This is a genomic window from Bradyrhizobium tropiciagri, from assembly GCF_018130505.1.
In the GTDB taxonomy this organism is placed as follows: Bacteria; Pseudomonadota; Alphaproteobacteria; order Rhizobiales; family Xanthobacteraceae; genus Bradyrhizobium; species Bradyrhizobium tropiciagri_B.
Window position 1 is genome coordinate 198,961 of record NZ_JAFCKH010000004.1, and the last position, 24,538, is coordinate 223,498.

26 protein-coding genes and 1 pseudogene are annotated in these 24,538 nt (G+C 64.0%); 15 read left to right on the top strand and 12 right to left on the bottom strand.

The features are described 5' to 3' along the window. The first annotated feature begins 83 nt into the window (after positions 1-83). Positions 84-1,673, top strand: a complete 1,590-nt coding sequence (locus JQ633_RS11665; RefSeq protein ID WP_249159214.1) for a hypothetical protein — start codon at positions 84-86, stop codon at positions 1,671-1,673. A 29-nt stretch (positions 1,674-1,702) separates the two neighbouring features. Here JQ633_RS11665 and JQ633_RS11670 read toward each other — a convergent pair whose 3' ends face one another. The 7 genes from JQ633_RS11670 to JQ633_RS11700 all read right to left on the bottom strand — a co-directional run bounded on the left by JQ633_RS11670 (position 1,703) and on the right by JQ633_RS11700 (position 4,876). Then, on the bottom strand, positions 1,703-1,939 hold the full coding sequence (locus JQ633_RS11670) for a DUF6894 family protein (RefSeq protein WP_211985164.1): 237 nt from the start codon (positions 1,937-1,939) through the stop codon (positions 1,703-1,705). Between the two features lie 342 nt (positions 1,940-2,281). Further along, positions 2,282-2,446, bottom strand: coding sequence for a hypothetical protein (locus tag JQ633_RS11675; RefSeq protein WP_211985165.1), 165 nt, complete (start codon positions 2,444-2,446; stop codon positions 2,282-2,284). Between the two features lie 9 nt (positions 2,447-2,455). Further along, on the bottom strand, positions 2,456-2,686 hold the full coding sequence (locus JQ633_RS11680) for a DUF6894 family protein (RefSeq protein WP_211985166.1): 231 nt from the start codon (positions 2,684-2,686) through the stop codon (positions 2,456-2,458). Between the two features lie 152 nt (positions 2,687-2,838). Beyond that, a complete protein-coding gene (locus JQ633_RS11685) occupies positions 2,839-3,183 on the bottom strand; it encodes a tRNA-binding protein (protein WP_211985167.1) in 345 nt (114 codons plus the stop codon). A gap of 6 nt (positions 3,184-3,189) precedes the next feature. Continuing rightward, on the bottom strand, positions 3,190-3,816 hold the full coding sequence (locus tag JQ633_RS11690; RefSeq protein ID WP_211985168.1) for a LysE family translocator: 627 nt from the start codon (positions 3,814-3,816) through the stop codon (positions 3,190-3,192). Positions 3,817-3,834: 18 nt separating this feature from the next. Beyond that, positions 3,835-4,692: a pyridoxal kinase PdxY gene (gene pdxY / locus JQ633_RS11695; RefSeq protein WP_249159215.1), complete on the bottom strand. Its 858-nt coding sequence runs from the start codon at positions 4,690-4,692 to the stop codon at positions 3,835-3,837. A 10-nt stretch (positions 4,693-4,702) separates the two neighbouring features. Then, positions 4,703-4,876 (bottom strand): hypothetical protein, encoded by a 174-nt coding sequence (locus JQ633_RS11700; protein ID WP_016840760.1) that lies wholly within the window; start codon positions 4,874-4,876, stop codon positions 4,703-4,705. A gap of 205 nt (positions 4,877-5,081) precedes the next feature. Between JQ633_RS11700 and JQ633_RS11705 the strand changes: the two genes are divergently transcribed. The 8 genes from JQ633_RS11705 (at position 5,082) to JQ633_RS11740 (ending at position 10,357) form a co-directional block, all read left to right on the top strand. Next, positions 5,082-5,294: a hypothetical protein gene (locus JQ633_RS11705; protein ID WP_211985170.1), complete on the top strand. Its 213-nt coding sequence runs from the start codon at positions 5,082-5,084 to the stop codon at positions 5,292-5,294. A gap of 47 nt (positions 5,295-5,341) precedes the next feature. Continuing rightward, positions 5,342-5,617, top strand: a complete 276-nt coding sequence (locus JQ633_RS11710; RefSeq protein ID WP_211985171.1) for a hypothetical protein — start codon at positions 5,342-5,344, stop codon at positions 5,615-5,617. Positions 5,618-5,628: 11 nt separating this feature from the next. Then, positions 5,629-6,273: an FMN-binding negative transcriptional regulator gene (locus JQ633_RS11715; protein ID WP_211985172.1), complete on the top strand. Its 645-nt coding sequence runs from the start codon at positions 5,629-5,631 to the stop codon at positions 6,271-6,273. Positions 6,274-6,605: 332 nt separating this feature from the next. After that, positions 6,606-6,848 (top strand): hypothetical protein, encoded by a 243-nt coding sequence (locus JQ633_RS11720; RefSeq protein WP_211985173.1) that lies wholly within the window; start codon positions 6,606-6,608, stop codon positions 6,846-6,848. A 387-nt stretch (positions 6,849-7,235) separates the two neighbouring features. Further along, positions 7,236-7,496 (top strand): PepSY domain-containing protein, encoded by a 261-nt coding sequence (locus JQ633_RS11725; RefSeq protein WP_211985174.1) that lies wholly within the window; start codon positions 7,236-7,238, stop codon positions 7,494-7,496. A 144-nt stretch (positions 7,497-7,640) separates the two neighbouring features. Beyond that, a complete protein-coding gene (locus JQ633_RS11730) occupies positions 7,641-8,375 on the top strand; it encodes an ROK family protein (RefSeq protein ID WP_211985175.1) in 735 nt (244 codons plus the stop codon). Between the two features lie 154 nt (positions 8,376-8,529). After that, positions 8,530-9,813, top strand: coding sequence for a cystathionine gamma-synthase family protein (locus JQ633_RS11735; protein ID WP_211985176.1), 1,284 nt, complete (start codon positions 8,530-8,532; stop codon positions 9,811-9,813). A gap of 19 nt (positions 9,814-9,832) precedes the next feature. Further along, positions 9,833-10,357 carry a GFA family protein gene (locus JQ633_RS11740; protein ID WP_211985177.1) on the top strand — a complete coding sequence of 175 codons (525 nt, stop codon included), beginning with the start codon at positions 9,833-9,835 and terminating at the stop codon, positions 10,355-10,357. A 115-nt stretch (positions 10,358-10,472) separates the two neighbouring features. Here the strand turns inward: JQ633_RS11740 and JQ633_RS11745 are convergent, their stop codons facing one another. The 3 genes from JQ633_RS11745 to JQ633_RS11755 all read right to left on the bottom strand — a co-directional run bounded on the left by JQ633_RS11745 (position 10,473) and on the right by JQ633_RS11755 (position 13,421). Continuing rightward, the gene (locus tag JQ633_RS11745; RefSeq protein WP_211985178.1) at positions 10,473-11,462 is read right to left on the bottom strand and encodes an LLM class flavin-dependent oxidoreductase; all 990 of its coding nucleotides are present in this window, start codon (positions 11,460-11,462) and stop codon (positions 10,473-10,475) included. Between the two features lie 147 nt (positions 11,463-11,609). Continuing rightward, positions 11,610-12,353, bottom strand: a complete 744-nt coding sequence (locus JQ633_RS11750) for a cobalamin B12-binding domain-containing protein (protein ID WP_211985179.1) — start codon at positions 12,351-12,353, stop codon at positions 11,610-11,612. 255 nt (positions 12,354-12,608) lie between these two features. After that, entirely contained in the window at positions 12,609-13,421 is an 813-nt protein-coding gene (locus JQ633_RS11755) for a hypothetical protein (RefSeq protein WP_211985180.1), read from the bottom strand. Positions 13,422-13,741: 320 nt separating this feature from the next. On the opposite strand from JQ633_RS11755, the gene JQ633_RS11760 reads away from it, so the two are divergent. The 5 genes and pseudogenes from JQ633_RS11760 to JQ633_RS11780 all read left to right on the top strand — a co-directional run bounded on the left by JQ633_RS11760 (position 13,742) and on the right by JQ633_RS11780 (position 17,112). Next, complete coding sequence (locus JQ633_RS11760; RefSeq protein ID WP_211985540.1) at positions 13,742-14,857, top strand: metallophosphoesterase; 1,116 nt, start codon at positions 13,742-13,744, stop codon at positions 14,855-14,857. Between the two features lie 189 nt (positions 14,858-15,046). After that, on the top strand, positions 15,047-15,316 hold the full coding sequence (locus JQ633_RS11765) for a DUF2312 domain-containing protein (RefSeq protein WP_211985181.1): 270 nt from the start codon (positions 15,047-15,049) through the stop codon (positions 15,314-15,316). A 198-nt stretch (positions 15,317-15,514) separates the two neighbouring features. Further along, positions 15,515-15,910 carry a hypothetical protein gene (locus JQ633_RS11770; protein WP_211985182.1) on the top strand — a complete coding sequence of 132 codons (396 nt, stop codon included), beginning with the start codon at positions 15,515-15,517 and terminating at the stop codon, positions 15,908-15,910. A 286-nt stretch (positions 15,911-16,196) separates the two neighbouring features. Further along, positions 16,197-16,709 carry a hypothetical protein gene (locus tag JQ633_RS35175; RefSeq protein ID WP_349631552.1) on the top strand — a complete coding sequence of 171 codons (513 nt, stop codon included), beginning with the start codon at positions 16,197-16,199 and terminating at the stop codon, positions 16,707-16,709. Positions 16,710-16,873: 164 nt separating this feature from the next. Further along, positions 16,874-17,112: pseudogene (locus tag JQ633_RS11780) on the top strand (DUF2312 domain-containing protein). A 242-nt stretch (positions 17,113-17,354) separates the two neighbouring features. Here JQ633_RS11780 and JQ633_RS11785 read toward each other — a convergent pair. Both JQ633_RS11785 and JQ633_RS11790 read right to left on the bottom strand, forming a co-directional pair. Continuing rightward, on the bottom strand, positions 17,355-18,863 hold the full coding sequence (locus JQ633_RS11785; RefSeq protein WP_211985183.1) for a hypothetical protein: 1,509 nt from the start codon (positions 18,861-18,863) through the stop codon (positions 17,355-17,357). A 187-nt stretch (positions 18,864-19,050) separates the two neighbouring features. After that, positions 19,051-22,824, bottom strand: coding sequence for a vitamin B12-dependent ribonucleotide reductase (locus JQ633_RS11790; RefSeq protein ID WP_211985184.1), 3,774 nt, complete (start codon positions 22,822-22,824; stop codon positions 19,051-19,053). Between the two features lie 787 nt (positions 22,825-23,611). On the opposite strand from JQ633_RS11790, the gene JQ633_RS11795 reads away from it, so the two are divergent. Continuing rightward, the gene (locus tag JQ633_RS11795) at positions 23,612-24,505 is read left to right on the top strand and encodes a DMT family transporter (protein ID WP_211985185.1); all 894 of its coding nucleotides are present in this window, start codon (positions 23,612-23,614) and stop codon (positions 24,503-24,505) included. The last annotated feature ends 33 nt before the right edge of the window (positions 24,506-24,538 follow it).

The following is a 24,538-nucleotide window of genomic DNA, read 5'->3' on the forward strand; positions in this document are numbered from 1 at the left end:
TAATAGCGATTATCGGCTGAGCCGGCTCGATCGTGCGTTGTTACGCGCGCGAACGTTGTCGGCCGACTTTCTCGGGGGGCATCATGAAGACATGGCTTGCTGCAGTCCTGCTGCCGTTCTTGATTGCGGTGGTCATCGTCGCCGAGCCGCTGCGGCCGGCCGCGCAGACCCAATATCAACCGCAGGCGCAGCTCTGCGTCGACGGCACGGGCAACACGCTGTGCTCGAAGTTGCCGGCCTATATCGGAGAGGATTCGCGGCTGGGACTGACCGTCGGCTACAACGGGCTTTATGGCGAGCCGCCGCGCAGCGCTGCGGAGGACGTGCAGACGCCGTTCGACAACATGGCCTGGCAGATGTTCGTGGCGCTCAGCTGGGCGGCCGACAGCACCGCAAAGCCGCCGGCACAGGGATTGACGGCGCCGGGGCCGCGGGTCTGGCAAACCTACACCAAGGTCAGCGCGCTGTTCGGCAATTCGAAGGTGCGCGCCGGCTGCACCCAGGCGCTCGCTTTGCCGAAGTTCTATATCGGCTCTGATGGCAACGGTAAGCCCGCGCCGAACAACGAGGAGTATCTGCAGGCCTCGACCAACCTTCCGCTGATCGACGTCAACGGCAACTGGACGCTGTTCGAGCGACGCGTCAATGCGATCGAGGCTTCCTATCTGCGCGCGCCGCAGGGATTGTCGGCGCAGACGCTGACCACGCGCAACGGGCAGCTCAATTTCATCAAGAACAATCCGAAGGGCGCCGAGTTCACCTCGTCGGCCTCGGTGGCCGACGGCAAGAACGGCTCGATCGAGATCAAGGCGGCCTGGCGCGTTCTCGATCCCGCCAAGGACGACGCGTCGAAATACTTCACGCAGAACATCCTGCTCGCCGTCGCCGGCGACCTCGTCAGCAACGGCAAGCCGTTCTGCCGCAGCGAGAAGGTGGGGCTGGTCGGGATGCACATCCTGCAGCGCAACCCGTTCGTGGAGAAGAACAAGGCGCTGCTGGCGCAATGGATCTGGGCCACCTTCGAGCATGTCGACAACGCGCCGCTGGCGCAGGCGCCGTGCAACGTCTCGAACGGCTGCGGCGATCCGGGCACGCCGACCTACTGGATCAACCAGCCGAGCTGCGGACCGGCCGCACCCGTATCGGGCGCGCACTACTCGTTCTACGGTCCGCCGCAGTCGGGGCAGGGCACCAACATCGCCCCGCAGGGACCATCCGGTGCCAAGACGCAGTTTCCGTGGAATCCGCGGCCGCCCTATGCGCAGGGCGGAACGACGCCGGCAACCGCGATGCCGCAGGCGGTGCGCTGCTGGCAGATCTATCCGACGACCAGTGCGCTCAACACGCAGTGGCGCAATGCGCTCGGCTCGGTGAAGAGCGTGTTCCAGAACTACATGCTGATCGGCACGCAATGGGGCGGGCAGCTCGAACCGCCGACGCCGCCGAATCCCGTGCCGGCCAACGCGGTGCCCGGGATGCTCTCGAACATGACGCTCGAGACCTACATCCAGAACTACAACGGCAGCAATTCCAGCCTGCCGGGTCCCGGCTCGTGCGTCAGCTGCCACAACTTCGCGACGCTGGTCGACGGCAAGACGTCAGCCAATTTCAGCTTCCTGCCGGGTCTCGTCGACCCGGTCGCCACGCGCAGCATGATCAAGACCGCGCGGTGAGCGGCGCTATCGCCTGAGCCGCGGCGTCGTCAGCCGGCCTTGCGCCACTGCGGCACAGGGTCGAGCGGCGTGCGGTAGAGCTCGCGGCGATCGACGTCGGTGACGCGCACCGAGCAGCCGCGCGCCTTCAGCTCCGGCTTGACCTGCGCCAGCTCGTTCGCGAGCTGGTCGGCGCGATCGGAGGCAAGGCTGATGTCTTCGAGGATGATGGTTCCCTGATTGCGGAACTCATCTCCGATCACGAGATCGAATGTGTAGTATGGCATACCGAAGTTCCCCGTTTCGGTTTGCATCACAGGGTAACACTGAGTCGGGTGTTCCCTAAGATGCGTTACGCACAATCGTCGGGCGATCGGCGCAGAAACGATGTGCAGCACGTCACGCGATGAACAGAAGTGCAGGCGCGATGCGCGGCACGACGACGTTGCTTTGTGACCCAGCTCACCGCTGCGACGTTAAGATTTGATTAAAAATCTCGGTGCAGGCTTCGAGCCAGTGGAATTGCGGCGGAACCGGACCTCCTTGAGCCGGCAGCTGCAGGAGAAGGCCGGTGGCGTAATGCCCGCCGGCCTTTTCTCGTTCATGGCCGCCTTGCGCCGTCTGCGACTTTAGTCGCGCAGCGCGGCCGGGTGTCGGGCGTGCCATTTTGGGCCGGGTCCGCGCATGTAGTGCAGCTCCGGGCGATAGGGGTGGCAGGCGCCCACGATCAGCGCCTGGCTGCGCACGAGAAGTTCGGCGAGGGTGCGGCGGAGCCACTGCAGGGAGAGTTCCATCGCATCCTCTCAGTGCAACTCGCCCAGCACCGCGGTGAACGGGAGCTCGAACAGCTCGTCGCCGAGATCGTCGGTGACGTGCAGCACCCAGTTGCGCCAGTCCTCGGCGCTCGGCGTCATCACATAGCTGCGCACCAGGCGCTCGGCATGGACGCGGGCCTCCGCAAGATCCATCGCGGCGCCGTTGCGATCGAGGAGCACGTGCTGTTCGTCGGAGCAGTGGAAATAGACGGCGGACATCTGCTGATTCCAGTTCTTGATTCCATGGCGAGTCGACTCGTCGCGTGCTGGAATAGCAGTGTGCAGCCTTGGGGAGAATCCGGATGATCCCCCATCGGAAAACTACGGAGAATGCCGACGATTTGAATCACCGCGCCGTGATCAGCGCGTGATCAGAAGATCGGTTCGCCGATCCCGACCTCGCTGCGCGGGCCAAGCACAATCACGTTGCCTGTTGCATCCTTGGCGCCGAGAATCAGCAGTTCCGATGTGAAACCCGCGATGTTCTTCGCACCGAGATTGCAGATGCATACGACGAGGGAGCCGAGCAGCGCCGCCGGCTCGTAATTGGTGATCTGCGCGCTCGACCACATGATGCGTTCGGCGCCGATGTCGACGCCGACTTTGTAGGACGGGTTGCGGGCGCGCGGAAACGGCTGCACCTCGACGACCTTGCCGATGCGGATGTCGAGGCGGGCGAAGTCGTCGTAGCTGGCTTGCGGCTTTACGGGCGACATCTGCGCTCAGCGCTCCTGGAAGGCGAGGCGGATGCCGAGCGCGATGTAGATCGTGCCGACCACGCGGCCCTGCCAGCGCCCGATGCTCCGGTTGCGCCTGATCCACGGGCTGATCTGGCCAGCCGCCAGCGCCAGCAGCGAGGTGTAGGCCGCGCTCATCGCGACGAAGATCAGCCCGAGCGTTGCGAACTGCGCGACGGCGGAGCCGTGGCCGGGATGGACGAACTGCGGCAGGAAGGCGAGGAAGAACAGCGCGGTCTTCGGGTTGAGCATCTCGGCGAGCACGGCCTGGCGGAACGCGCGATGCGCGTCGACCGGCTGCGCGGCGGGAAGGCGCAGGTCCTCGTTCCTCTCGAACAGGGCGCGGATGCCGAGCACGATCAGATAGACCACGCCGGCATATTTCACGATCGAGAAGGCGAGCGCCGAGGTCATCAGCACAGCTGAGAGCCCGAACGTTGCCATCGCGGTGTGGACGAGGTCGCCGAGCGCGATGCCGAATCCTGTGGCGACGCCGACGCGCGGACCGCCGGTCACCGATCGCGCCAGCACCAGCAGCACCGCCGGGCCGGGGATCAGGAACAGGCCGAGCACGACGGCGGCATAAGTGAGCAGGGTGGCGAGGTCGATCATGAGATATGTCCGGAATGTCTAGGGGGTGGCGATCGCGACGGCCTCGAAGCGGCGTTTCGGTTCAAGCATGACGTCGGCGCTTTCGACGATGCGCATTTCCTCGGTCCCCCTTTGCGCCGTGCGCTCCAGCACGCCGTGGATGGCGGACGCGGCATAGCCGAGCGCATCGGGCGTTGCGGCGCCGCGCACGCGGGCGGAGGCGAACAGCGCGGCGAACAGGTCGCCGGTGCCGGACGGGCTGATCGGCACACGCGGCGTGCGGACGCGCCACGCGGACGTGCGTTCGATCGCCAGCGTTTCGATCTCGCCATCGGGCGTATCAGCGAGCTCGGCGCTGGTGACGACGATGGTCGACGGCCCGCGCGCCATCACCATGCCGGCGTGCCTCACCAAATCACCGGACGTCCTCGCCTCCGCGCCGCACAGAAACTCGAACTCGAAATGGTTGGGGGTGATGATGTCGGCGAGCGGGCAGAGCTCGTCGCGCACCAGCGGCGGGATGTCCGGTCGTACGAACATGCCGCGGTCGCGATCGCCGAGCACGGGGTCGCAGCAATAGCGCAGCGCCGGGTTGCTCTCCTTGGCGCGGGCGACGAAGTCGGCGACCTCGAGCGCGATGTCGGCCGAGCCGAGATAGCCGGACAGGATCAGCTTCGCGCCCTCGACGGCGCCGCGCTCCTCGATGCCGCGCAGGAGGTCCGCGACCAGCTGCACGTCGAGCACGCGGCCGCGGATGGTCGGATAGCCCGGCCGGTTGCTGAGCAGCGTGGTCGGCACGGCGATCACGTCGATGCCGGCGAGCTGCATCGGAAACACCGCGGCGCTGTTGCCGACATGGCCGTAGGCGACCTGCGACTGGATGGAGATGACGTTCATGGCTTCTGCGTCATCCGAACAGCGCCGCATAGATCACGTAGAGCCAGCCAAGGATGCCGTGGATGATCGCCCACAGGATCGAGTGGTTCTTGGTGTAGGAGATCGCGATCGCCAGCGCCGAGCCGAAGCCGACGCCATATTTCGCGCCCTCGACGCGAACCCCATAATACCGGTTGCCGTTCATGATGAGCCTTCTTTGCGTGAGGGTAGGCAAGGGTAACCCGCCGGTTGCCGCCAGTTCAACGGCGGAATGGGGCGGGTGGAGCGTACACTCCAGCCGTCGTCCCTGCTTGCGCAGGGACGACCGTGAGCTTGTGGCGCGTCGCTCGCCAAACAACGCGGCGTCATCACCCGGCTTGACCGGGTGATCCAGTATTCCAGAGGCAGCAGTGCTTGAGCCGATGCGCCGAGGCGTACTGGATCGCCCGGTTGAACCGGGCGATGACAGCGGTGGGCGCCTACGCTCGATCGCGGTGACGGAGGCGGTGGTGGAGAACGCCGAGGCTAGGGCCTTGTCGGCCGCGAGCGGGTTGCGGCCGACGCGGAAATCCGTGACATTGGGCGGCATCGCCGACAACGTGTCGGTGTACGAGATTTTGTGACTCGCTCAACGGGTTGCTGCGCCCGGATATTTCGGAGGACGCGTGCCATGAACCAGGACACTTTCGAAGCCGAGCTGAAATCGGCGGGGTATACCGACATCGAAACCAGGTCGCTCGATCCGCGCCCCGCCAACACCGGCCATATCCACGATTTCGACATCCGCGGACTGGTGCTCGACGGCACCTTCATCGTGATCCGGGACGGCAACTCGGTGGCGCATCGGCGCGGCGACGTCTTCGCGGTGCCGGCCGGCAACAGCCATCAGGAAGAGATCGGCCCGGATGGCGCGCGCATCATCGTCGGCCGCAAGTATCCGGCCTGACACGCCGCGCGATGCACATCCTGCGTCCGCAGTTTCGCATCGAACAGGAGCGCGCGCTTGCCTTCGCGGCCGCGCGCGGCTTCGGTGTCATCGTCGCGGCCGATGACCGCGGTCCGCGGGCTTCGCACGTGCCGTTCGTGATCGAGCGGCGCGACGACCGTGTGATCGTGCAGATCCATCTCACCGCGAAGAATCCGCTGGTCGAGCTCGCCGACGGCAAGCGGCGTTTTCTGCTGATCGTTTCCGGCGACGACGCTTACGTCTCGAATGACTGGTACGCCTCACCGGACAACGTCTCGACCTGGCTCTACGAAGCGGTGCATCTGTCCGGCGTCGCGCAGTTGCGCGAGACCGGCGACAACCGCGGTCACGGCGACGCGCTGCTCGCGGTCTCCGAGGCGCGGTTGCCGAAACAGCCCTGGGACCTGGCGCAGATGGAGCCCGGCAAGCGCGAGATGATGCTGGCGGCGATCCGGGTGATCGATCTTACCGTCGATGAGATCGAAGGCCAATCGAAGCTCAACCAGCACAAGAGCGATGCGGACCATGTCGCGGTCGCAACCCGCCTCGCGCGCGCGGAGGAGACGGCAAGCCGCCGGCTCGCGGACAAGATGCGCGCGCTGCGGCCGGGGCTGGATTACGACGAAAGCGCGTAGCGTCGTAGCCCGGATGAAGCGAAGCGCAATCCGGGGGGCACCGCGGAAAGACTTTCCCGGATTTCGCTTCGCTGCATCCGGGCTACGAAGTTGCGAAGCAAACGTCTTGTTAAGAATCGGTCTTGGCTGATTTTCGCGATTCCGATTCGTTCTTTGCGAACAAAGTGGAGTCAGACATAGAACAAGTTGGCAGTGCTGCCTGATTTCCGATTGCTCACCGCCCATCACAAACCCGTTTGCTGGCGAAATAAAGCGCCGCGGGATCCGTCATTACCTGTGACGAAGCAAATTCGGCACCGGCGGTCCGGCGCTGATGCAAACGGAGAACTTCGATGACACCAGTCAAATGCCTGTCGGCGAGTTTGATCGCAATCGCCATGGTCACGACATCGGCCATGGCTCACAGCGTGCCCGAACGCTACGAACAGTCGCGAGTTGGCGCAGCCATCGCTCTGCCCGGGCCGTGGCTCGAGAGCCACGCGCGGATGCCGTCGTCGCCCGTCGTCAATTTCAGCGCGTCGCGCATCGTGCCTGGCGGCGTCTGCGATCACGGTGACGATCCGATGATTTGCTGAGTCAACGCTCGTAGGGTGGGCAAAGGAGCGCAGCGACGTGCCCACCATTCACGGCGTGCTCTTGATGGTGGGCACGCTGGCGCTTTGCCCACCCTACAAAGCAGCATGCATCGCGCCGATGCATTAACCATGGCGCACGATGCGCGCGGATCGAACTTGTTGTTAAGAATCGCTGCGCGCTGATTTGCGCGACTCCGATTCGTTCTTTGCGAACAAAATGGAGTCGGATGGGGAACAAAGCTGCGGCGCGATTGTGCCCGGAACGTCGTCAAATTGCCGCGAGCGCTCAAATTTCGAGCGTGTTCCAGATCGACATCGCCGGAACTCATAGTCTCGCCGCTCGTTCTATGCCGCGTGATAGCTCAATCGATCCGAGAGGAGTGACCGATGCGAAAATTCATCCTTCCCGCTGTCGCGGCGCTGGCGATCGGCGTTGCGACGCCCGCCATGGCCTTTGATTCCGGTGACCAGATGTCGATGGAGACGGCGCTCGGCGTTGCCAGCAGTCTCGGCATCGTGACCGTGTCCAACACCCAGTTCCTCGGCGATGAGTGGGAGGTCGAGGGCCGCGATCGTGCCGGCCGCTGGATGCAGGTCCATGTCGACTCGCGAACCGGCGAAGTGCGCAACGTGGATCGCGGTTGGTAGCCGCAAGCCCGAGGCCATCACCGGTTCTTGAAGCTGTGTAGCCCGTATGGGCGGAGCGATATGCGGGCTGGTCCCGGAGGTCGCTTCGCTCATTCGGGCTACGACTTTATGTGCTATGCTGGCGCGGCAGGGCACGTATCATTCATGGCAAAGAAGACCACCAGGAAAAGCAACAAAGGGGCAGCACGGCGGATCGTTCTCGCGATCGACATCGGCGGCACCCATGTCAAGGTCATGACCGACCGGGAGCGCATCAAGCGCGAGTTCGAGTCCGGCCCGCATCTGTCGGCGCGCGCAATGGTGCGCAAGGTCAAGGCGTTGACCAGCGACTGGTCCTATGACGTGATCTCGATCGGCTATCCGGGGCCGGTGGTTCACAACCGGCCGCTACTCGAGCCGTACAATCTCGGCCATGGCTGGGCCGGCTTCGATTTTCGCAAGGCGTTCGGCCACCCGACCAAGGTGGTGAACGATGCGCTGATGCAGGCGCTCGGCAGCTATGAGGGCGGCCGCATGCTGTTCCTCGGCCTCGGCACCGGCCTCGGCTCGGCGATGATCGTGGATGATCTCGCCGAACCGATGGAACTCGGCCATCTGCCTTACCGCAAGGGCAAGACCTTCGAGGATTACGTCGGCGCTGCCGGGCTGGCGCGCCGCGGCAAGAAGAAGTGGCGCAAGTCGGTCGACGACGTGATCGCGCGCCTGTTCACCGCGCTCGAGCCCGACTACATCGTGCTCGGTGGCGGTAACGCCGGACAGGTGCGCAACCCGCCGCGCAAGGTGCGGTTGGGCGACAATGCCAACGCGTTCGAAGGCGGATTTCGCATGTGGCGGAAGCGGGCGGTCAAGCGGACCCCACTGCGGCGGTCGCACGCGTGAGCCGACGAGGCCGCCGCAAGGCTTATTCACAAGGATGCGTCAGCGCTGCGTCGCCGGCGCTTTGGTGAATTTCACAAAGCTGGATTACGCTGCACGACGAAGATTCGGATAAGTGCCGCCAATTCCGCGTTCCCTCGCGACAAGGAGACAGGCCGTGGCAAAACCGTTTCCGTCCAAGACCCACATCGGCAATCACACGCTGCATCCCGAAACGTTGATGCTGAACTACGGCTATGACCCGCAGCTGTCGGAGGGTGCGGTCAAGCCGCCGGTGTTCCTGACCTCGACCTTCGTGTTCAGGACCGCCGAGGACGGCAAGGACTTCTTCGATTTCGTCGCCGGCCGCCGTGAGCCGCCGGAAGGGATGGGGGCGGGGCTGGTCTATTCGCGCTTCAACCATCCGAACAGCGAGATCGTCGAGGATCGGCTGGCGATCTATGAGCGCACCGAGAGCTGCGCGCTGTTCTCCTCGGGGATGGCGGCGATCTCGACCACCGTGCTGGCGTTCGCGCGGCCCGGCGATGTGATCCTGCATTCGCAGCCGCTCTATGGCGGCACCGAGACGCTGTTCACGAAGACGCTGGCGGGCCTTTCGATCGGCGCGGTGGGCTTTGCCGACGGCGTCGACGAAGGCGTGGTTCGCGCCGCTGCGGAGGAGGCGATGAAGAGGGGCCGCGTGTCGATGATCTTCATCGAGACGCCGGCCAATCCGACCAACGGCCTGGTCGATGTCGCGCTGGTGCGGCGCGTGGCAGATGCGATCGGCAAGGCGCAGGGCCATACGCCGGTCATCGCCTGCGACAACACGCTGCTCGGGCCGGTGTTTCAGCGGCCGATCGAGCATGGCGCCGATCTGTCGCTGTACTCGCTGACGAAATATGTAGGCGGCCATTCCGACCTGATCGCCGGCGCGGCGCTCGGCGCCAAGGCGCTGATGAAGGACGTCAAGGCGCTGCGTGGTGCGATCGGCACCCAGCTCGATCCGCATTCCTGCTGGATGATCAGCCGCTCGCTGGAGACGCTCAGCCTGCGCATGGAAAAGGCCGACCGCAACGCGCAACTCGTCGCCGATTATCTGCGCGATCATCCCAAGGTCGCGAAGGTGCATTATCTCGGCCATCTCGACGCGGCATCGCCGGCGGGCCGCGCCTTCGCCGCGCAATGCAGCGGCGCAGGCTCGACCTTCTCCTTCGATATCGCCGGCGGGCAGGCGGAAGCGGAAACCTTCCTCAACAGCCTGCAGATCTTCAAGCTCGCGGTGAGTCTCGGCGGCACCGAGTCGCTGGCGAGCCTGCCGGCGACGATGACGCATTCCGGCGTGCCGGCGGAGATCAGGAAGCGGATCGGCGTGCTGGATACGACGATCCGGCTGTCGATCGGGATCGAGCATCCATCCGATCTGGTTGCCGATCTCGCGCAGGCGCTGAGCAAGGTGTGAACAGGACAGGAATGTGAAAATGAGCAATGCGCGCATCTCGGCATCGTGCCGCTGCGGCAAGGTCGAGCTCGAAGTTACCGGGCCGCCGATCCTGCGCGGCATCTGCTATTGCACGAGCTGCCAGGAGGCCGGCCGCCGGCATCAGGCGATGCCGGGTGCCGATGCCGTGCTGGCCGGGGATGGCGGCACGGACTACGTGCTCTATCGCAAGGATCGCGTGCGCTGTGTCAGAGGCGGGGAGCTGCTCGAGGAGCGGCGGCTGAAGCCGGAGACGCCGACGCGGCGCATGGTCGCGCGCTGCTGCAACACGGCGATGTTCCTCGACTTCACCAAGGGGCACTGGCTCACGCTCTATCGCGGCCGGCTGCCGGAGGACATGCCGCCGGCCAGCATGCGGATGATGACGGCGGAACGGCCCGAGGGCGTGATCCTGCCCGACGACACGACCAACTATCCCGGCCACTCCGGGAAATTCATGCTGAAGCTGCTCGGGGCGTGGGTGGCGATGGGGTTCAGGCGTCCGGCTGTTGAGGGCGTGCCGTAGCCGAGCTTGCTGCGGTCACTGCGTAGGATGGGTAGAGCGAAGCGAAACCCATCGTCTTGACGCCCGGGGATGGATGATGGGTTTCGCTTCGCTCTACCCATCCTACAGCCGCGCGTCAGGCGCTGATCCCGCCAGCCTTTGCAATCAGCTCGAACGAGCGCAGCCGCTTTTGGTGCTCGTAGACGTCGGACACGATCATCAGCTCGTCGGCGCCGGTCTCGGCGACCAGCGCATCGATGCCGGCGCGCACCGTTTCGGGCGAGCCGATGATGGAGCGGGCGAGCATCCGCATCGCCTGCATCTTCTCCGACGGCGACCAGTAGGTCTCGATGTCGTCGATCGGCGGCTGACTCAGCCCGCGCGCGCCGCGGAAGATGTTGGTGAACGACATCTGCTGCGTGGTCGCGAGGCGCCGGGCTTCCGCGTCGGTCTCGGCGGCGATGATGTTGACGCCGACCATCGTGTAGGGGCGGTCGAGCTGCTCGGACGGCTTGAAACGCGCGCGGTAGATATCGAGCGCCTGCAGCAGCAGCTCCGGCGCGAAATGCGAGGCGAAGGCGTAGGGCAGGCCGAGCTCGCCGGCCAGCATCGCGCCGAAATTGCTCGAGCCGAGGATCCACAGCGGCACGTCGGTGCCGGCTGCCGGCACCGCCTGGATGCGCTGGTTGGGCCCGGCCGCCGCCAGGAAGGCCTGCACCTCGAGCACGTCCTGCGGAAAATTCTCGGCGGACTCCGGCGTACGGCGCAGCGCGCGCAGCGTCAGTTGGTCCGTTCCCGGCGCGCGGCCGAGCCCGAGGTCGATACGGTCCGGAAACAGCCGCGCCAGCGTGCCGAACTGCTCGGCAATGACGTAAGGCGCGTGGTTCGGCAGCATGATGCCGCCGGCACCGACCCGGATCGTCTTCGTTCCCGCCGCGATATGACCGATCACCACCGCCGTCGCCGCGCTCGCGATGCCCGCCATGTTGTGATGCTCCGCCACCCAGATGCGGCGATAGCCGAGCGCCTCGGCATGCACGGCGACATCGCGCGCGTTGTTCAGCGCGCCGCTTGCGTCGGTATCCTGGGTGACGCGGACGAGATCGAGGATCGAGAGTGCGGGCACGGCGGCTCCGGGGAGGGAAGAGGTGTGAAGGACGCGGCCGGGTGATTGGCTTGATCCAGGCTGGAGCGAAATGGCGGACCAGCCACCTCGCCGGTCCCATATGGATATTGCTTCCAAGCTGGTCAATCCAAGCCGTGTTCGGACCGGCTATGCGATTTGCAGCACGGTGATATCCGACAGCAGTTCGGCCCCCGGGATCGACTCGATCAGCCCGGCCTTCACCGGATAGCCGCCGACGACGATCTTCGGCCGCACATCCTGCGGCAGCGCCTGCGCCGCACCGCAAATCTCGACCACGCGATCGCGCTGTTCGATGACGGCCATCGAGATCAGGAGATAGTCCGGCCGTTCGGCGGCAATGCTGTGCAGCAGCCTCGCGTGGTCCAGATCGCCGTCAACGATCCGCACCCGCGCTCCGCGGCCTTTCAGCCAGAGCGCCAGGATGCGCACCGCAAGGCGGTGCCGGTTGCCGGGGGCGTTCATCAGGAACAGCAGTGTCGTGCCGGGCCGGGAGGAGGGCGCGGCGGCTGCCCCAATCCTGGACTCGACCAACCGGACCACCCGCTCCGAGAAAGCCGTGAAGCGATGCTCGGCTTCGACGCTCAGGGCGCCGCGCTTCCACTCCTCTCCGATTTCATAGAGCATCGGAGAGAGCATGCCGATCAGGATGTCGACCGGCCTGCAATTCGCGGCGATGGCCCGCTCGACAATCCGGGCGGCGGTGTTGAAGTCTTCGTGCCGGCCGGCGTCGAACAGACGATGGAAGACGCCGCTCAGGAACAGGGACCGCTCGATCTCATGATTCGCGAACGGATCCTTGAGGGAGGCATCACACGAGGTGCACAGGCCATGCGAGATGCTGAAATCGTCGTAGGGCGCGATCTCCTGCATGAACTGCTGACAATAGGAGCACCATTTCAGCATGGGCGTGCCTGCTGTCGCGGCGGTGATGGCTCTCGAGCGGCTTTCCCGCGGGCCCAGGGGCCCCAGCCGTGCCCATGAGGCTACGCCGATGCCATTGCAATGTCACGGCGGAGTACGCGCACTCAAATTGGCGAAAACAACCCCATGCAAAGTAGCCGGCGGCGCGCTGACACATGCAGCCGACTTGACACGTCGGGCAACTCAGTGCTACTTTTTTATTATTCAGAAATTGTCGACTGAGCATCGTCGCGTCAGCCCCCAGACGATCGCGGCCGTGGCTGCCGTCGCGAGCAGATGCTTCAACGTGTGTCCGCTGACGAAGCCGAGCGCGCTTGCGATCTGATGGTCGAACAGCTCAGCGAGCTTGGCCACAACGTACAGACCCATCGCGGCGGCGAACGCGATGCGGTCGGTGCGCGGCGCGCGATAGATCGCCTGCCAGAGCGGAATCAGGACGAGCGGGAGCACTTGCAGCAGCAGATACGGCCGCAGGTCGCCTGCACCGTTGCTGTCGGTGTAGACCCACCATGCGACAGCGGCGGCCGCGAACAGCGCGAGACCGATTGCCTCGATGTTGGTCTTCGACCCGGGCCTGACGTCGCCGTGGACGCCGACCAGCAAGCCCGCGCCGGCAAGCGCGATCGGCAGCATGTCCCAGGTCAGCCGGCCATTGCCGGGGGCGAGGTGGAAGAACGCGGACCCGAACGCGGTCAGGAACAGACCGATCAGGAACAGGCGATAGCCGGGCCATCCCGCGCGTAGCCGATCGCTGCCGCGCCAGGGCCGCAGCGCCAGCCAGCCCCAGATCGCGACCAGCGCGAAGCCAATGTTGGAAAGGACGTCGCCTGCGTGGGGGACGCCAAACAGGGCCGAGTGGTCGGCGAAATCGTTGTAATTGGCCGGCTGCGCGATGCGTCCGTGCAGCGCGAATGCCGCGATGATGCCGATGGTGATTATCGCCGGGGTGTATTTCGCCCACGGCTTCACGGGCCGACGCGGCCCGGTCAAGCCGTCCATCCGGAAGGTCGTCTGCATCGCCGGTTCCAACGAAAATGAACAATGTTCAATAATTAGCCCAGAAATGAGCGACGTTCAAGTCCTAATTTCTGGGAGGGTTGCCGCCGATGGGGAGGTGCCTGGAAACCTCCATCAAGGCTTCGATTCGGGCCTTCGGCGCTGTTTGGGGGCGGCGCCAGCCTCGCTCCGCGGCGAAGCGACCCGCGCGCACGGGGTCTCGGCGAAGCGCGACACGCCGGAAAATGTGCTGATGATGGCGGCTTACGCCCGCGGCCGATCCGGCCTACCTTCGCCAAGCGCTGACCGCTCAGCCCACCGATCCGATCCGGAGCGAACCGATTCCGCAACTCATCTTCGGCCTGACTGGTCTGCTGATCCTGGCCCGCTTCATCTGGCCGCTCGACTTGCCGCTCGCGGCGAAGATCGTCGCGGCGCTGTTCGTGCTGGTCGCTCTGCAGTTTCACCGCTGGAACCGGCTGTCGTCGGGATCGGTGTTCTCGCCGGAGTTTCCGCGTCCGGTGGTGGCGCTGTTCAACTGGGCGTTCGGTGCGATCCTCCTGCTGGCGCTGCTGCAACTCGTGCTCGATGCCGGGCTGATCGTCGCCGCGCTGATCCATGGCGGCATCGTCGGCGCGCCCGACGGCGTCCGCTACGCACTTGCGGCGCTGGCGGCCACAGCCGCCGCGATCGGCGTCCAGCAGGCGATGCGCATTCCGCCATTGAACGACGTCGAGATCGGCATAAGCGGACTGCCGCGACAGTTCGACGGCTACACCATCCTGCAACTGACGGACCTTCACATCAGCCGGCTGTTTCCCGCATCATGGGCGCGCGAAGTCGTCGCGCGATCGAACAAGCTCGGCGTGGACCTGATCGCGATCACCGGCGATCTGATCGACGGCTCCATCGATGCGCGGCACAAGGACATCGCGCCGCTGCGCGACCTGATGGCGGCCGACGGCGTCTACGTGATCTCCGGCAATCACGAATACATCTTCGGCTATGATGCGTGGATGGCGCAGTATGCTGCGCTCGGTCTGCGCTCGCTCGAGAACAGGCACATCGTTCTCGAGCGCGGCGGCGGGCGCCTCGTGATCGCAGGGATCACCGACCGCGCGTCGCGCCACAGGGGGCATCCCGTCCGCGACCTTGCCGCGGTTCTCGGCGGCGTCCCCAAGGGCGTTCCCGTCATCCTGCTCGACCACCAGCCGTGCGACGCACGAAGCGCTGCCGCGCTCGGCGTCGCGCTGCAACTCTCCGGACACACGCATGGCGGATTGATCGTGGGGATCGACCGCCTGGCCGCGCGCGCCAATGCCGGCTTCGTCTCGGGCCGCTACGACGTCGACGGCCTGACGCTCTACGTCAACAACGGCACCGCGCTCTGGCCGGGTTTTGCGTTACGGCTCGGCCGCCCGTCCGAATTGACGCGGTTCACGTTGCGCGTGGCGTAGGATGGGTAGAGCGAAGCCTCGTAGGATGGGTAGAGCGAAGCGAAACCCATCATTGGCGCCGCGGGCAAAATCGATGGGTTTCGCTGCGCTCTACCCATCCTACGCGAGCCGCCGCGGCGATCGCGCGGCTTAAGACATTGGTCATCTCTTTGCTTGCATTTTCGCAGGCACATTCACCGAAGAGGCACCATGTCTGACATCACCATTCCCGGCGGAAAAATTCGCTCCTTCGTCGAGCGGGTCGAGAACATCGACGCCGAGCTGCAGGAACTGAACGAGCAGAAGAAGGAAGTGTTTTCCGAAGCCAAGGGCGAAGGTTTCGACGTGAAGATCCTCAAGGAGATCATCAAGCTCCGCAAGCAGGACCAGGACGAACGCGACGAGCGGGAGTCGCTGCTCGATCTCTACATGCGCGCGATGGAGACGACGCCGGCGGAGAAGGAAGCGAAGGCGGCGTGAGGTTGGAGCAAGTAGCCCGCATGAGCGAAGCGATATGCGGGATCGATCTTGCGAGCTGCGTATCGGCCCCGGATGTCGCTTCGCTCATCCGGGCTACGCTTGCTGTGTGAACCTACAGGTTCTTTTCTGCGACAAATGCCGCGAGGTCCTTGCTGCCCGGCCGGCCTCAAACCCGATATGGCCGCTGGAGAGATCAAAATGAATTCGTTCGGTTCGCTGATCGGCAGGGGACTGCTTGTAGCTGGTTTGCTGACATCAGCGGGACCGACGCTGGCGGCAGGGAGCGATGACGGTTTCGCAGCGTTCTGGACGCAGTTCAAAGCTGCAGTCGGCAAAAGCGACCAGAAGGCCGTATCGGACATGATCAAATATCCTGTCCTCTACCAGGATGTGCGAAAAGTGGCGGAGTTTCCCGTGATCTGGAAGGGGGCTTTCAAACCTGCCCACCGGGCGTGTCTTGCCAAGCAGAAGCCGGTCAAGGACACATCCCCCAAGGGTGAGGTCAGTTACTCTGCCTTTTGCGACTCGATCATCTACTCCTTTGCCAAGGATGAGTCCGGCTGGAAGTTGACGGACTTTGGCGTAAACGATTGATGGGGCCGGAAACCTGCATCATGGTCATGATGATCTGCACCAGCATGTCATGAGTGACCGGCGCATCCCCATCGCGATCACCATCAATCCACGATGGTCAGCAAGTAGCCCGCATGAGCGAAGCGACATGCGGGATCGATCTTGCGAGCTGCGTGTCGGCCCCGGATGTCGCTTCGCTCATCCGGGCTACGCCTGCTGAATCCAGCTTGATTCCATGAATGAAACCTGCCGTCATCCTCGCGGGGGATTTGTGCAACGGAAGCGAGAGCTGAACAAACGAGGTACAATGATGCGTTACGGTTTACGATTGACCAAGCTGGCGACCTCCATCCTCGCGATCGCGGTCACCGCGGCATTGCCGGCCGGCCCGTTGTCGGCGGCACCGCTCAGCCCGATGGCGCTGGGCAAAGGCGATGCAAGATCATCCGATATCATCGACGTGCGCGCAGCGGGTCGCCGAGGCGGTGCGGCCGTCGGGCCGCGCGGCGGAGCCGTCGTGCATCGCGGCGGTGCGGTGGTCGGACCGCGCGGCGGCGCGTATCGCGGTCGTACCGCCGTCGTCGGCCCACGCGGCAACGTCGCGGTCCGCGGCACCACCGTCGTGCGAGGCGGTGGCGGATGGGCGAGGCCAGGCTGGTATGGCTGGCCGAGGGGCGGTGCCATCGCGGCCGGAGCGGCAATCGGCATGGTGACGGCGGCGACGGCGGCCGCCTGGGCCGGCGCAGCGCCCGCGCCCGGCATGTGCTGGTACTACACCGATCCATCCCGCACCCAGGGCTTCTGGGACTATTGCCAGTAAGGACCGCTGCGGCCAGCAACTCAGCCTCGGGCCGGCGCTCAGGCGCCGGCCGCACGCAGAGCTGGCTGAAGAGGGCGCCAACGAGAAACCCCGCATCTCTGCGGGGTTTCTGCTGTTTAAGGGCGCCCGGTCGCGGGCGTCAGAGTGGGAATCGCAGCGGAGAAATTCGTTCCTTCGTCGAGCGGGTCGAGAACATCGACGCCGAGCTGCAGGAACTGAACGAGCAGAAGAAGGAAGTGCTTCGGAAGCCAAGGGCGAAGGTTTCGACGTGAAGATCCTCAAGGAGATCATCACGCTCCGCAAGCAGGACCAGGACGAACGCGACGAGCGCGAGTCGCTGCTCGATCTGTATATGCGCGCGATGGAAACTGCGCCGGCCGAGAAGGCCGCGAAAGCGGCGTGAGGTTGGGCGCTGCGTTCCACGTGGTGCAATTGCTGCCAAGCAAATAGGCAATCACAAGAATCGCCGAACGAAAAGCCCCGCCGGGTACGGGCGGAGCCCGCTGTCTTCTGCAGAACTTATTTGAACAACGGTGATGGCTCCTAGCATAACTCGTCGATTTAGAGCGCAGTAAGTAGCCGATCACGTCTTCGGCTTATCCGTTACCATGGCTGCCGGTCTTTTGGCTGTCACCCACACGATTGCTACTTGCCACTCTCCTCCGCGGCAACATAGCCACCTTGAGATGGATCAAGGGTAACAAATCCAAATTTTTGGATAGCCTCAAGCGGAAGCTCTTTAAGCGTGATGGGATTTCCAAAGGTATCGCGTTCGTAGATGCGTATCGTTATCTGATCCTGCGTGTCGGAGAGGCGCGCCCGAATCGAACCCTTCTGATTTTGCATATCGGGTAGTTTTGTTGGATTTAGGGTCAGCAAGAGTCCGGTGGTGACTGCGCTCCCGTCATCTGAGGCGAATTTCTTGCTAAGTTTCAACAGCCACGCTTGCAGCGTTCCGGCAGTCATTTGCTTCACGCTCTCCGACCGAATGGCAGACAAGCTGCGATTCGCACATTCCTGGAATGGCCAAGAGTAGACCTGCCCGCCGCCAGGCGGAGAAACGCCAAAAGTTCCGAAGGCTCTTATGCCGAATCTCGGCGGCTGGCTCAACGGTTGATAACTTGCTTTTGCATCGGAGAGCCGAGGAAATAGACTGGGACGGTAGCCGCTAGGCAGGGAGATGCTCGCGTCATTCACTAGAGTTATTAAAATCGACTCCAAGGATTTGCTCGGCTCGTCACTGGCTTTTAACTCGCAAGCATTGGAAAGAAGACTCATCGTTGAGCCCTGAAACAGCTCTGCAACCTTGCTACCTGCGTTGCGTGATAGAAACTTGGCTAGAACCGGAGAGGACGGGAGCTTGGCAACCAAATATTTCATGGCGGATTGCTTAACGTCATCATCCAGTGTCGCTTCGAATGCCGTCTCCACATACTTTGAACTGTCCTTATCGTCCGAGACCCTTGCAAGGTCAATAATCTGAGATCTCAAGGTAGGACCGACTTGGTCGTTGTTTATAAGGTTACGAAGACTGGGCGAAGCAGCCGCGTATCGTTTGGATATGAATGCATCGATTATCGTGCTTGCGCGGTTTGGCTGGGTCGTTATCCAATTCACTCCCTTTGGATCCGGGCGAAGTTTCGCAAGAAATGCAGCTGCTGATTTTTGCCAAATCGGATCGGATGCTCGGCTCAACAATAGAACGCCTTGTTCAAATGAAATCCTGAGATCCGTTCTGTCTTCGAGAAGGACCTTGAGCACGTGGGCGTATTCACCGTCGGTAAGGGAAAATGACTTATCAGAAGTGCCGTGCTGGGTTGTTCCTTGAGCGAGGCCAGACGCAATGAGGATCTCGGCATATAGTTGGTCGATCGACTTGCGGTATATCTCTGCAGGGTCCTTCTTTTCGATGGAGTCCTTCACCAGGGTTTCCGCTACGGAATGAAGATCGCCCACGGTCTTGATGCCGAGGATTGTGATAGTAGCGATGATCGCAAGGCCTACGTACTTTGCTGCACCAGCGATGCGTTGCAGTTGCTGGCGTATGAATAGTCGGTCATCACCGGTCTTGTCCGCTACATTCTTCTCTACTTCTTCCTTAATTAATAGCACGAGCTCTGGCGGGAGCTTCGATAGCTTGGGCTCATCAACCATTGTCGCTCCGATCAGTCCTCCGCGAGAATCTGAGTCTTGCATATGAACGTTCGCCCGCTGATGCTTGAATGCTCGTTTTGGTTGTATCTCGGCTCGATGCAAAAGAAAAGGGCGGCCTTTCGGCCGCCCTTTGCGGGTGTGCCAAGGTCACGCCTTGGCATGACGACGAGACCGTCGCATTGTTTCGTTACGAACACCCCGTCGTGGACCCACACGTATCGCACTTCATGCACGTCCCATTCCGCACCAGCGTGAAGTTGCCGCACTCCGAGCACATCTCGCCTTCGTAGCCCTTGGCTTTCGCCTCGGCGCGACGCTCGGCCTTGCTCGGTGCGGCCGCAGCGGCAGCTCCCGCCTTGCTCCACTTCATCGCCTCGAGCTTTTCCGTCGGCGAGAGGTCGTGGCTGACTTCCTGCTTCAGGGCGACCGCGCCTTCGATGGTGTCGGAGACGCCGCGGGCGGCGGCGTTGTGCTGGGCGAGCGAGGTGACGCGGTTGCCGCCGGCGGGGGCGGCATCCGAGTTCGAGCTCACCGCGGTGGTGCCGCCGCGCATGACGACGAGGTTGTCGGTGCGCGAGCGGGTCAGGCCCTTCGACAGGTACTTGGTCGCCTGGTGGGTCGGGGCCTCATCCGGCTCCTTGCCTTCCTCGACGCCCTTGCCGAGCGCGTCGAAACCGGACTCGTTCGGATCGACATGGGCGAGGTCGAAGCGGCTCATGTAGCTGACCGCGAGCTCGCGGAAGACGTAGTCGAGGATCGAGGTCGCGTACTTGATGCTGTCGTTGCCCTGCACGGGGCCCGCGGGCTCGAAGCGGGTGAAGGTGAAGGCGTCGACATACTCCTCCAGCGGCACGCCGTATTGCAGGCCGAGCGACACCGCGATGGCGAAGTTGTTGATGAAGGAGCGCAGTGCCGCGCCTTCCTTGTGCATGTCGATGAAGATCTCGCCGAGCCGGCCGTCGTCATATTCGCCGGTGCGCAAGTACACCTTGTGGCCGCCGACGACCGCCTTCTGGGTGTAGCCCTTGCGGCGATCCGGCATCTTCTCGCGCTCGCGCATCACGACGATGCGCTCGACCAGCTTCTCGACGATCTTCTCCGAGACCTGGGCGGCGCGCGCCGCCATCGGCTTCTCGTAGAGCGCCTCGACCGCATCGTCCTCGTCCTCATCGTCGGAGATGAGCTGCGAGTTGAGCGGCTGGGAGAGCTTCGAGCCGTCGCGGTAGAGCGCGTTGGCCTTCAGCGCCAGCTTCCACGACAGGAGATAGGCGGACTTGCAGTCCTCCACCGTGGCGTCGTTCGGCATGTTGATGGTTTTCGAGATCGCGCCCGAGATGAACGGCTGCGAGGCCGCCATCATCCGGATGTGGCTCTCGACCGAGAGATAGCGCTTGCCGATCTTGCCGCAGGGGTTGGCGCAATCGAACACCGCATAGTCGTCGGCCTTGAGGTGAGGAGCACCCTCGACCGTCATCGCGCCGCAGATGTGGACGTTGGCGGCCTCGATCTCGCGCTTGGTGAATCCAACAGCCGAGAGCAGGTCGAAGCCCGGCGCGGCAATGGCTTCAGCGCCGATGCCGAGTTGGTCGCGGATGAAGTCCTCGCCGAAGGTCCACTTGTTGAAGGCGAACTTGATGTCGAACGCGGTCGGCAGCGCCTTCTCGACCTTGGCGATGGCTTCATCGGTGAAGCCCTTGGCCTTGAGGGTCGAGGCGTTGATGCCGGGGGCATTCGACAGCGAGCCGTGACCGACGGCGTAGGCCTCGATCTCCGCGATCTCGCTCTCGCGATAGCCGAGCGCGCGCAGCGCGGCCGGCACCGCCTGGTTGATGATCTTGAAGTAGCCGCCGCCGGCCAGCTTCTTGAACTTCACCAGCGCGAAGTCAGGCTCGATGCCGGTGGTGTCGCAATCCATCACGAGGCCAATGGTGCCGGTCGGCGCCACCACCGTGGTCTGGGCGTTGCGATAGCCGTTGACCTCGCCGAGCGCCAGCGCGTCATCCCAGGCGTGGATGGCGTGGGTGATGATGTCGTCCTGCGGGCACGAGGCGTGATCGAGCGGCACCGGGTTGACCGAGAGCGCCTCGTAGCCACCGGCGTTGCCGTGGGCGGCGCGGCGGTGGTTGCGGATCACGCGCAGCATGTGCGCGGCGTTCTTCTTGTAGCCGGGGAAGGTGCCGAGCTCGGCCGCCATCTCGGCCGAGGTCTTGTAGGCGATGCCGGTCATGACGGCGGTCAGCGCGCCGCACAGCGAGCGGCCTTCCTTCGAGTCATAAGGCAGGCCCATGGTCATCAGGAGGCCGCCGATGTTGGCGAAGCCGAGGCCGAGCGTGCGGAATTCGTAAGAGAGTTCAGCAATCGCCTTCGACGGGAACTGGGCCATCATGACGGAGATTTCCAGCACGATGGTCCAGAGCCGGCAGAGGTGCTCGTAGGACTCGATGTCGAACCGCTTGCTGGTCGTGTTGTAGAACGTCAGCAGGTTGGCGGAGGCGAGGTTGCACGCCGTGTCGTCCAGGAACATGTATTCCGAGCACGGATTGGACGCGCGGATGTCGCCGGACGCCTTGCAGGTGTGCCAGTCGTTCATCGTGGTGTTGAAGTGCAGGCCGGGATCGGCGCTGGCCCAGGCGGCGTAGCCGATCTTCTCCCAGAGGTCGCGCGCCTTCAGCGTCTTCGTCACCTTCTTCGAGGTGCGGGCGTTCAGATTCCAGTCGCCGTCGGTCTCGACCGCGCGCAGGAAGTCGTCCTTCAGCGATACCGAGTTGTTGGAGTTCTGGCCGGAGACGGTGAGGTAGGCCTCGGAATCCCAGTCGGTGTCGTAGATGTCGAAGTTGATGTCCTTGTAGCCTTGCCTGGCGAACTGGATGACGCGCTTGATGTAGTTGTCGGGCACGAGGTTGCGGCGCGCGAGCTTGATCTCGCGGCGCAGGGCAGGGTTCTTCTCGGGATCGAAGCAGTCGTCGCCACTGCCTTCGCAGTTCACGCAGGCCTTCATCACGGCCTTGAGGTGCTTCTGGTTGATCTTGGAGCCGGTGACGAGCGCGGCGACCTTCTGCTCCTCCTTCACCTTCCAGTCGATATAGGTCTCGATGTCGGGGTGATCGGCATCGACCACGACCATCTTGGCTGCGCGGCGGGTGGTGCCGCCGGACTTGATCGCGCCCGCGGCGCGGTCGCCGATCTTCAGGAAGCTCATCAGGCCCGACGAGCGGCCGCCGCCGGACAGCCTTTCGCCTTCGCCGCGCAGGCTGGAGAAGTTGGAGCCGGTGCCGGAGCCGTACTTGAACAGGCGCGCCTCGCGCACCCAGAGGTCCATGATGCCGCCTTCGTTGACGAGGTCGTCGCCGACGCCCTGGATGAAGCAGGCATGCGGCTGCGGATGCTCATAGGCCGACTTCGATTTCGTCAGTTTGCCGGTCTTCCAGTCGACGTAATAGTGGCCCTGGCCGGGACCATCGACGCCATAGGCCCAATGCAGTCCGGTGTTGAACCACTGCGGCGAGTTCGGCGCGACCATCTGCTTGGCGAGCTGGAAGCGCAACTCGTCGAAGAAGGCGAGGGCGTCTTCTTCGGATGAGAAGTAGCCGCCCTTCCAGCCCCAATAGGTCCAGCAGCCGGCGAGGCGATCGAACACCTGCTTGGCCGAGGTCTCGCCGACGATGCGCTCGTTCTCGGGCAGGGTGGCCAGCGCCTCGGTGTCGGGCACCGAGCGCCACAGCCAGGACGGCACGGTCTCTTCCTCGACCTTCTTCAGGCGCGCGGCGACGCCGGCCTTGCGGAAGTACTTCTGGGCCAGCACGTCGGAGGCGACCTGCGACCAGAACTCCGGCACTTCGACATTCTCGGCCCGGAACACGACCGAACCGTCCGGATTGCGAATCTCCGATGTCGTCAGCCTGAAATTGATCCCGGCGTAGGGTGATTGTCCGCTGGTGGTGTTGCGTCGTTCGATTCGCATGGTCGAGCCCCGTCACTTCTTCTGGCCGGCCCACATGTTTGCGGTGCCGGGATGTTATTCCTTCGCGAACTCCGGGACACGCTTCACGCCTCCCGTCATCCGCAGCTCAGCCGGTGGATCCGGCCTGTTTCTCTCGTCCGCGAGGTTCCGGTTTCACCGGCCCCCGCGGGCGGCACGCCCGGGTTCGGACCCCGACGAATCGGGCCGTCCCAGATTCACGCATTCAACGCCCCAACGCTTCACGCGTACCCATCATCCGGGCCGGTATCCGGCCCCTGATGTGCGGGCCTTGCCGGCCCGTTCTGGCGCCCCGCACGCGGCCAAAATTCAGGGCAGAAAAGCCCTGCACCCGCGGCCCGAAGGCCTGGCGGAGTGGTCATTTTGGAACCCTTGAGGGAGCGACCGGCGGGACCCAAACACACTCGCGCCGAACAGGCTGAAAGCTAGGCCAAGTCCGTGACGCCCGTCAAGAACTAGTACGAGTTTCTGAATCAAACACTAAATATGGTGGACAGAGGGGGATAACAGGGGCCGGTGCCGCGCCTGTGATCGAGCCAAGTATCGGTGAGTCCTCAGGGATTCCCAAGCCAAAAAATCTTCGCGCGGCTGTGGATCATCTCTTCGCCCCGCTGTTCACAGGCAAAGGATTTTTTCCCGGCTACGGATTGCGCTTTCGGGACTCACGTAGGCCTACGGGCAAAGTACGGGGCAGGCATGTCAGCGCCGTGATGGTCGGGCGACGAAATCGCGGGCAAGGTGCCGCCGATTCACCACCCCGCCGGGTCCCATGACAGATTCGAAACCCACAGCGCAGGCGCGCATGGCGCCCGCCGGCCTGATGTTCCTCGCCATCACCTCGGTGGGCTGGGGCTTCAACTGGCCGGTGACCAAATTCCTGCTCGGCGAGCTGCCGCCGCTGACCCTGCGCGGCACCACCGGGGTGATCGGCGCTGCGCTGCTGGCGGTGCTGGCGCTGATCCGCGCGCAGAGCCTGAAGGTCGAAGCGCGGCTGTGGCCGCGGCTCATGCTCTATGCGCTGCTCAACGTCACCGGCTGGATGGTGCTGATGGGGCTGGCGCTGCTCTGGCTGCCGGCGAGCGAGGCGGCGCTGATCGCCTACACCATGCCGGTGTGGGCCTCGCTGCTGGCCTGGCCGGTGCTCGGCGAGCGGCCGACGGTGCTGCGGACGATCGCGCTGGTGATGGCGTTTGCCGGGCTCGCCGCGATCATGGGCGGCAACGGCATCTCCGCGAGCGAGGCGAAGCTGCCCGGCAGCATCATGGCGCTGTGCGGCGCCTTCGGCTTTGCGCTCGGCACCGTGCTGGCGAAGAAATATCCGGTGCTGCTGCCGCCGATCCCGGCCGCGGCCTGGCAGATCGGGCTCGGCTGCGTGCCGATCACGATCGTAGGATTCCTGGTCGAGACCACGCATCTCGACCGCGTGACGACGGTCGGCTGGTGGCTGCTGGTCTATTCCACCGTGATCCAGTTCTGCATCGCCTATGTCTCGTGGTTCGCCGCGCTGGCGCGCCTGCCGGCCTCGGTGGCCGCGATCGGCACCATGGCGGTGCCGGTGATCGGCGTCGTGGCCTCGGCGATCGCGCTGCACGAGCCGCTCGGCCCGGTGCAGATCGCGGCGCTGCTGTTCACGCTCGCCGGCGTCGTGCTGGCGACAAGGTAAGACTCTTCTCCCTCTCCCCGTTCTTACGGGGAG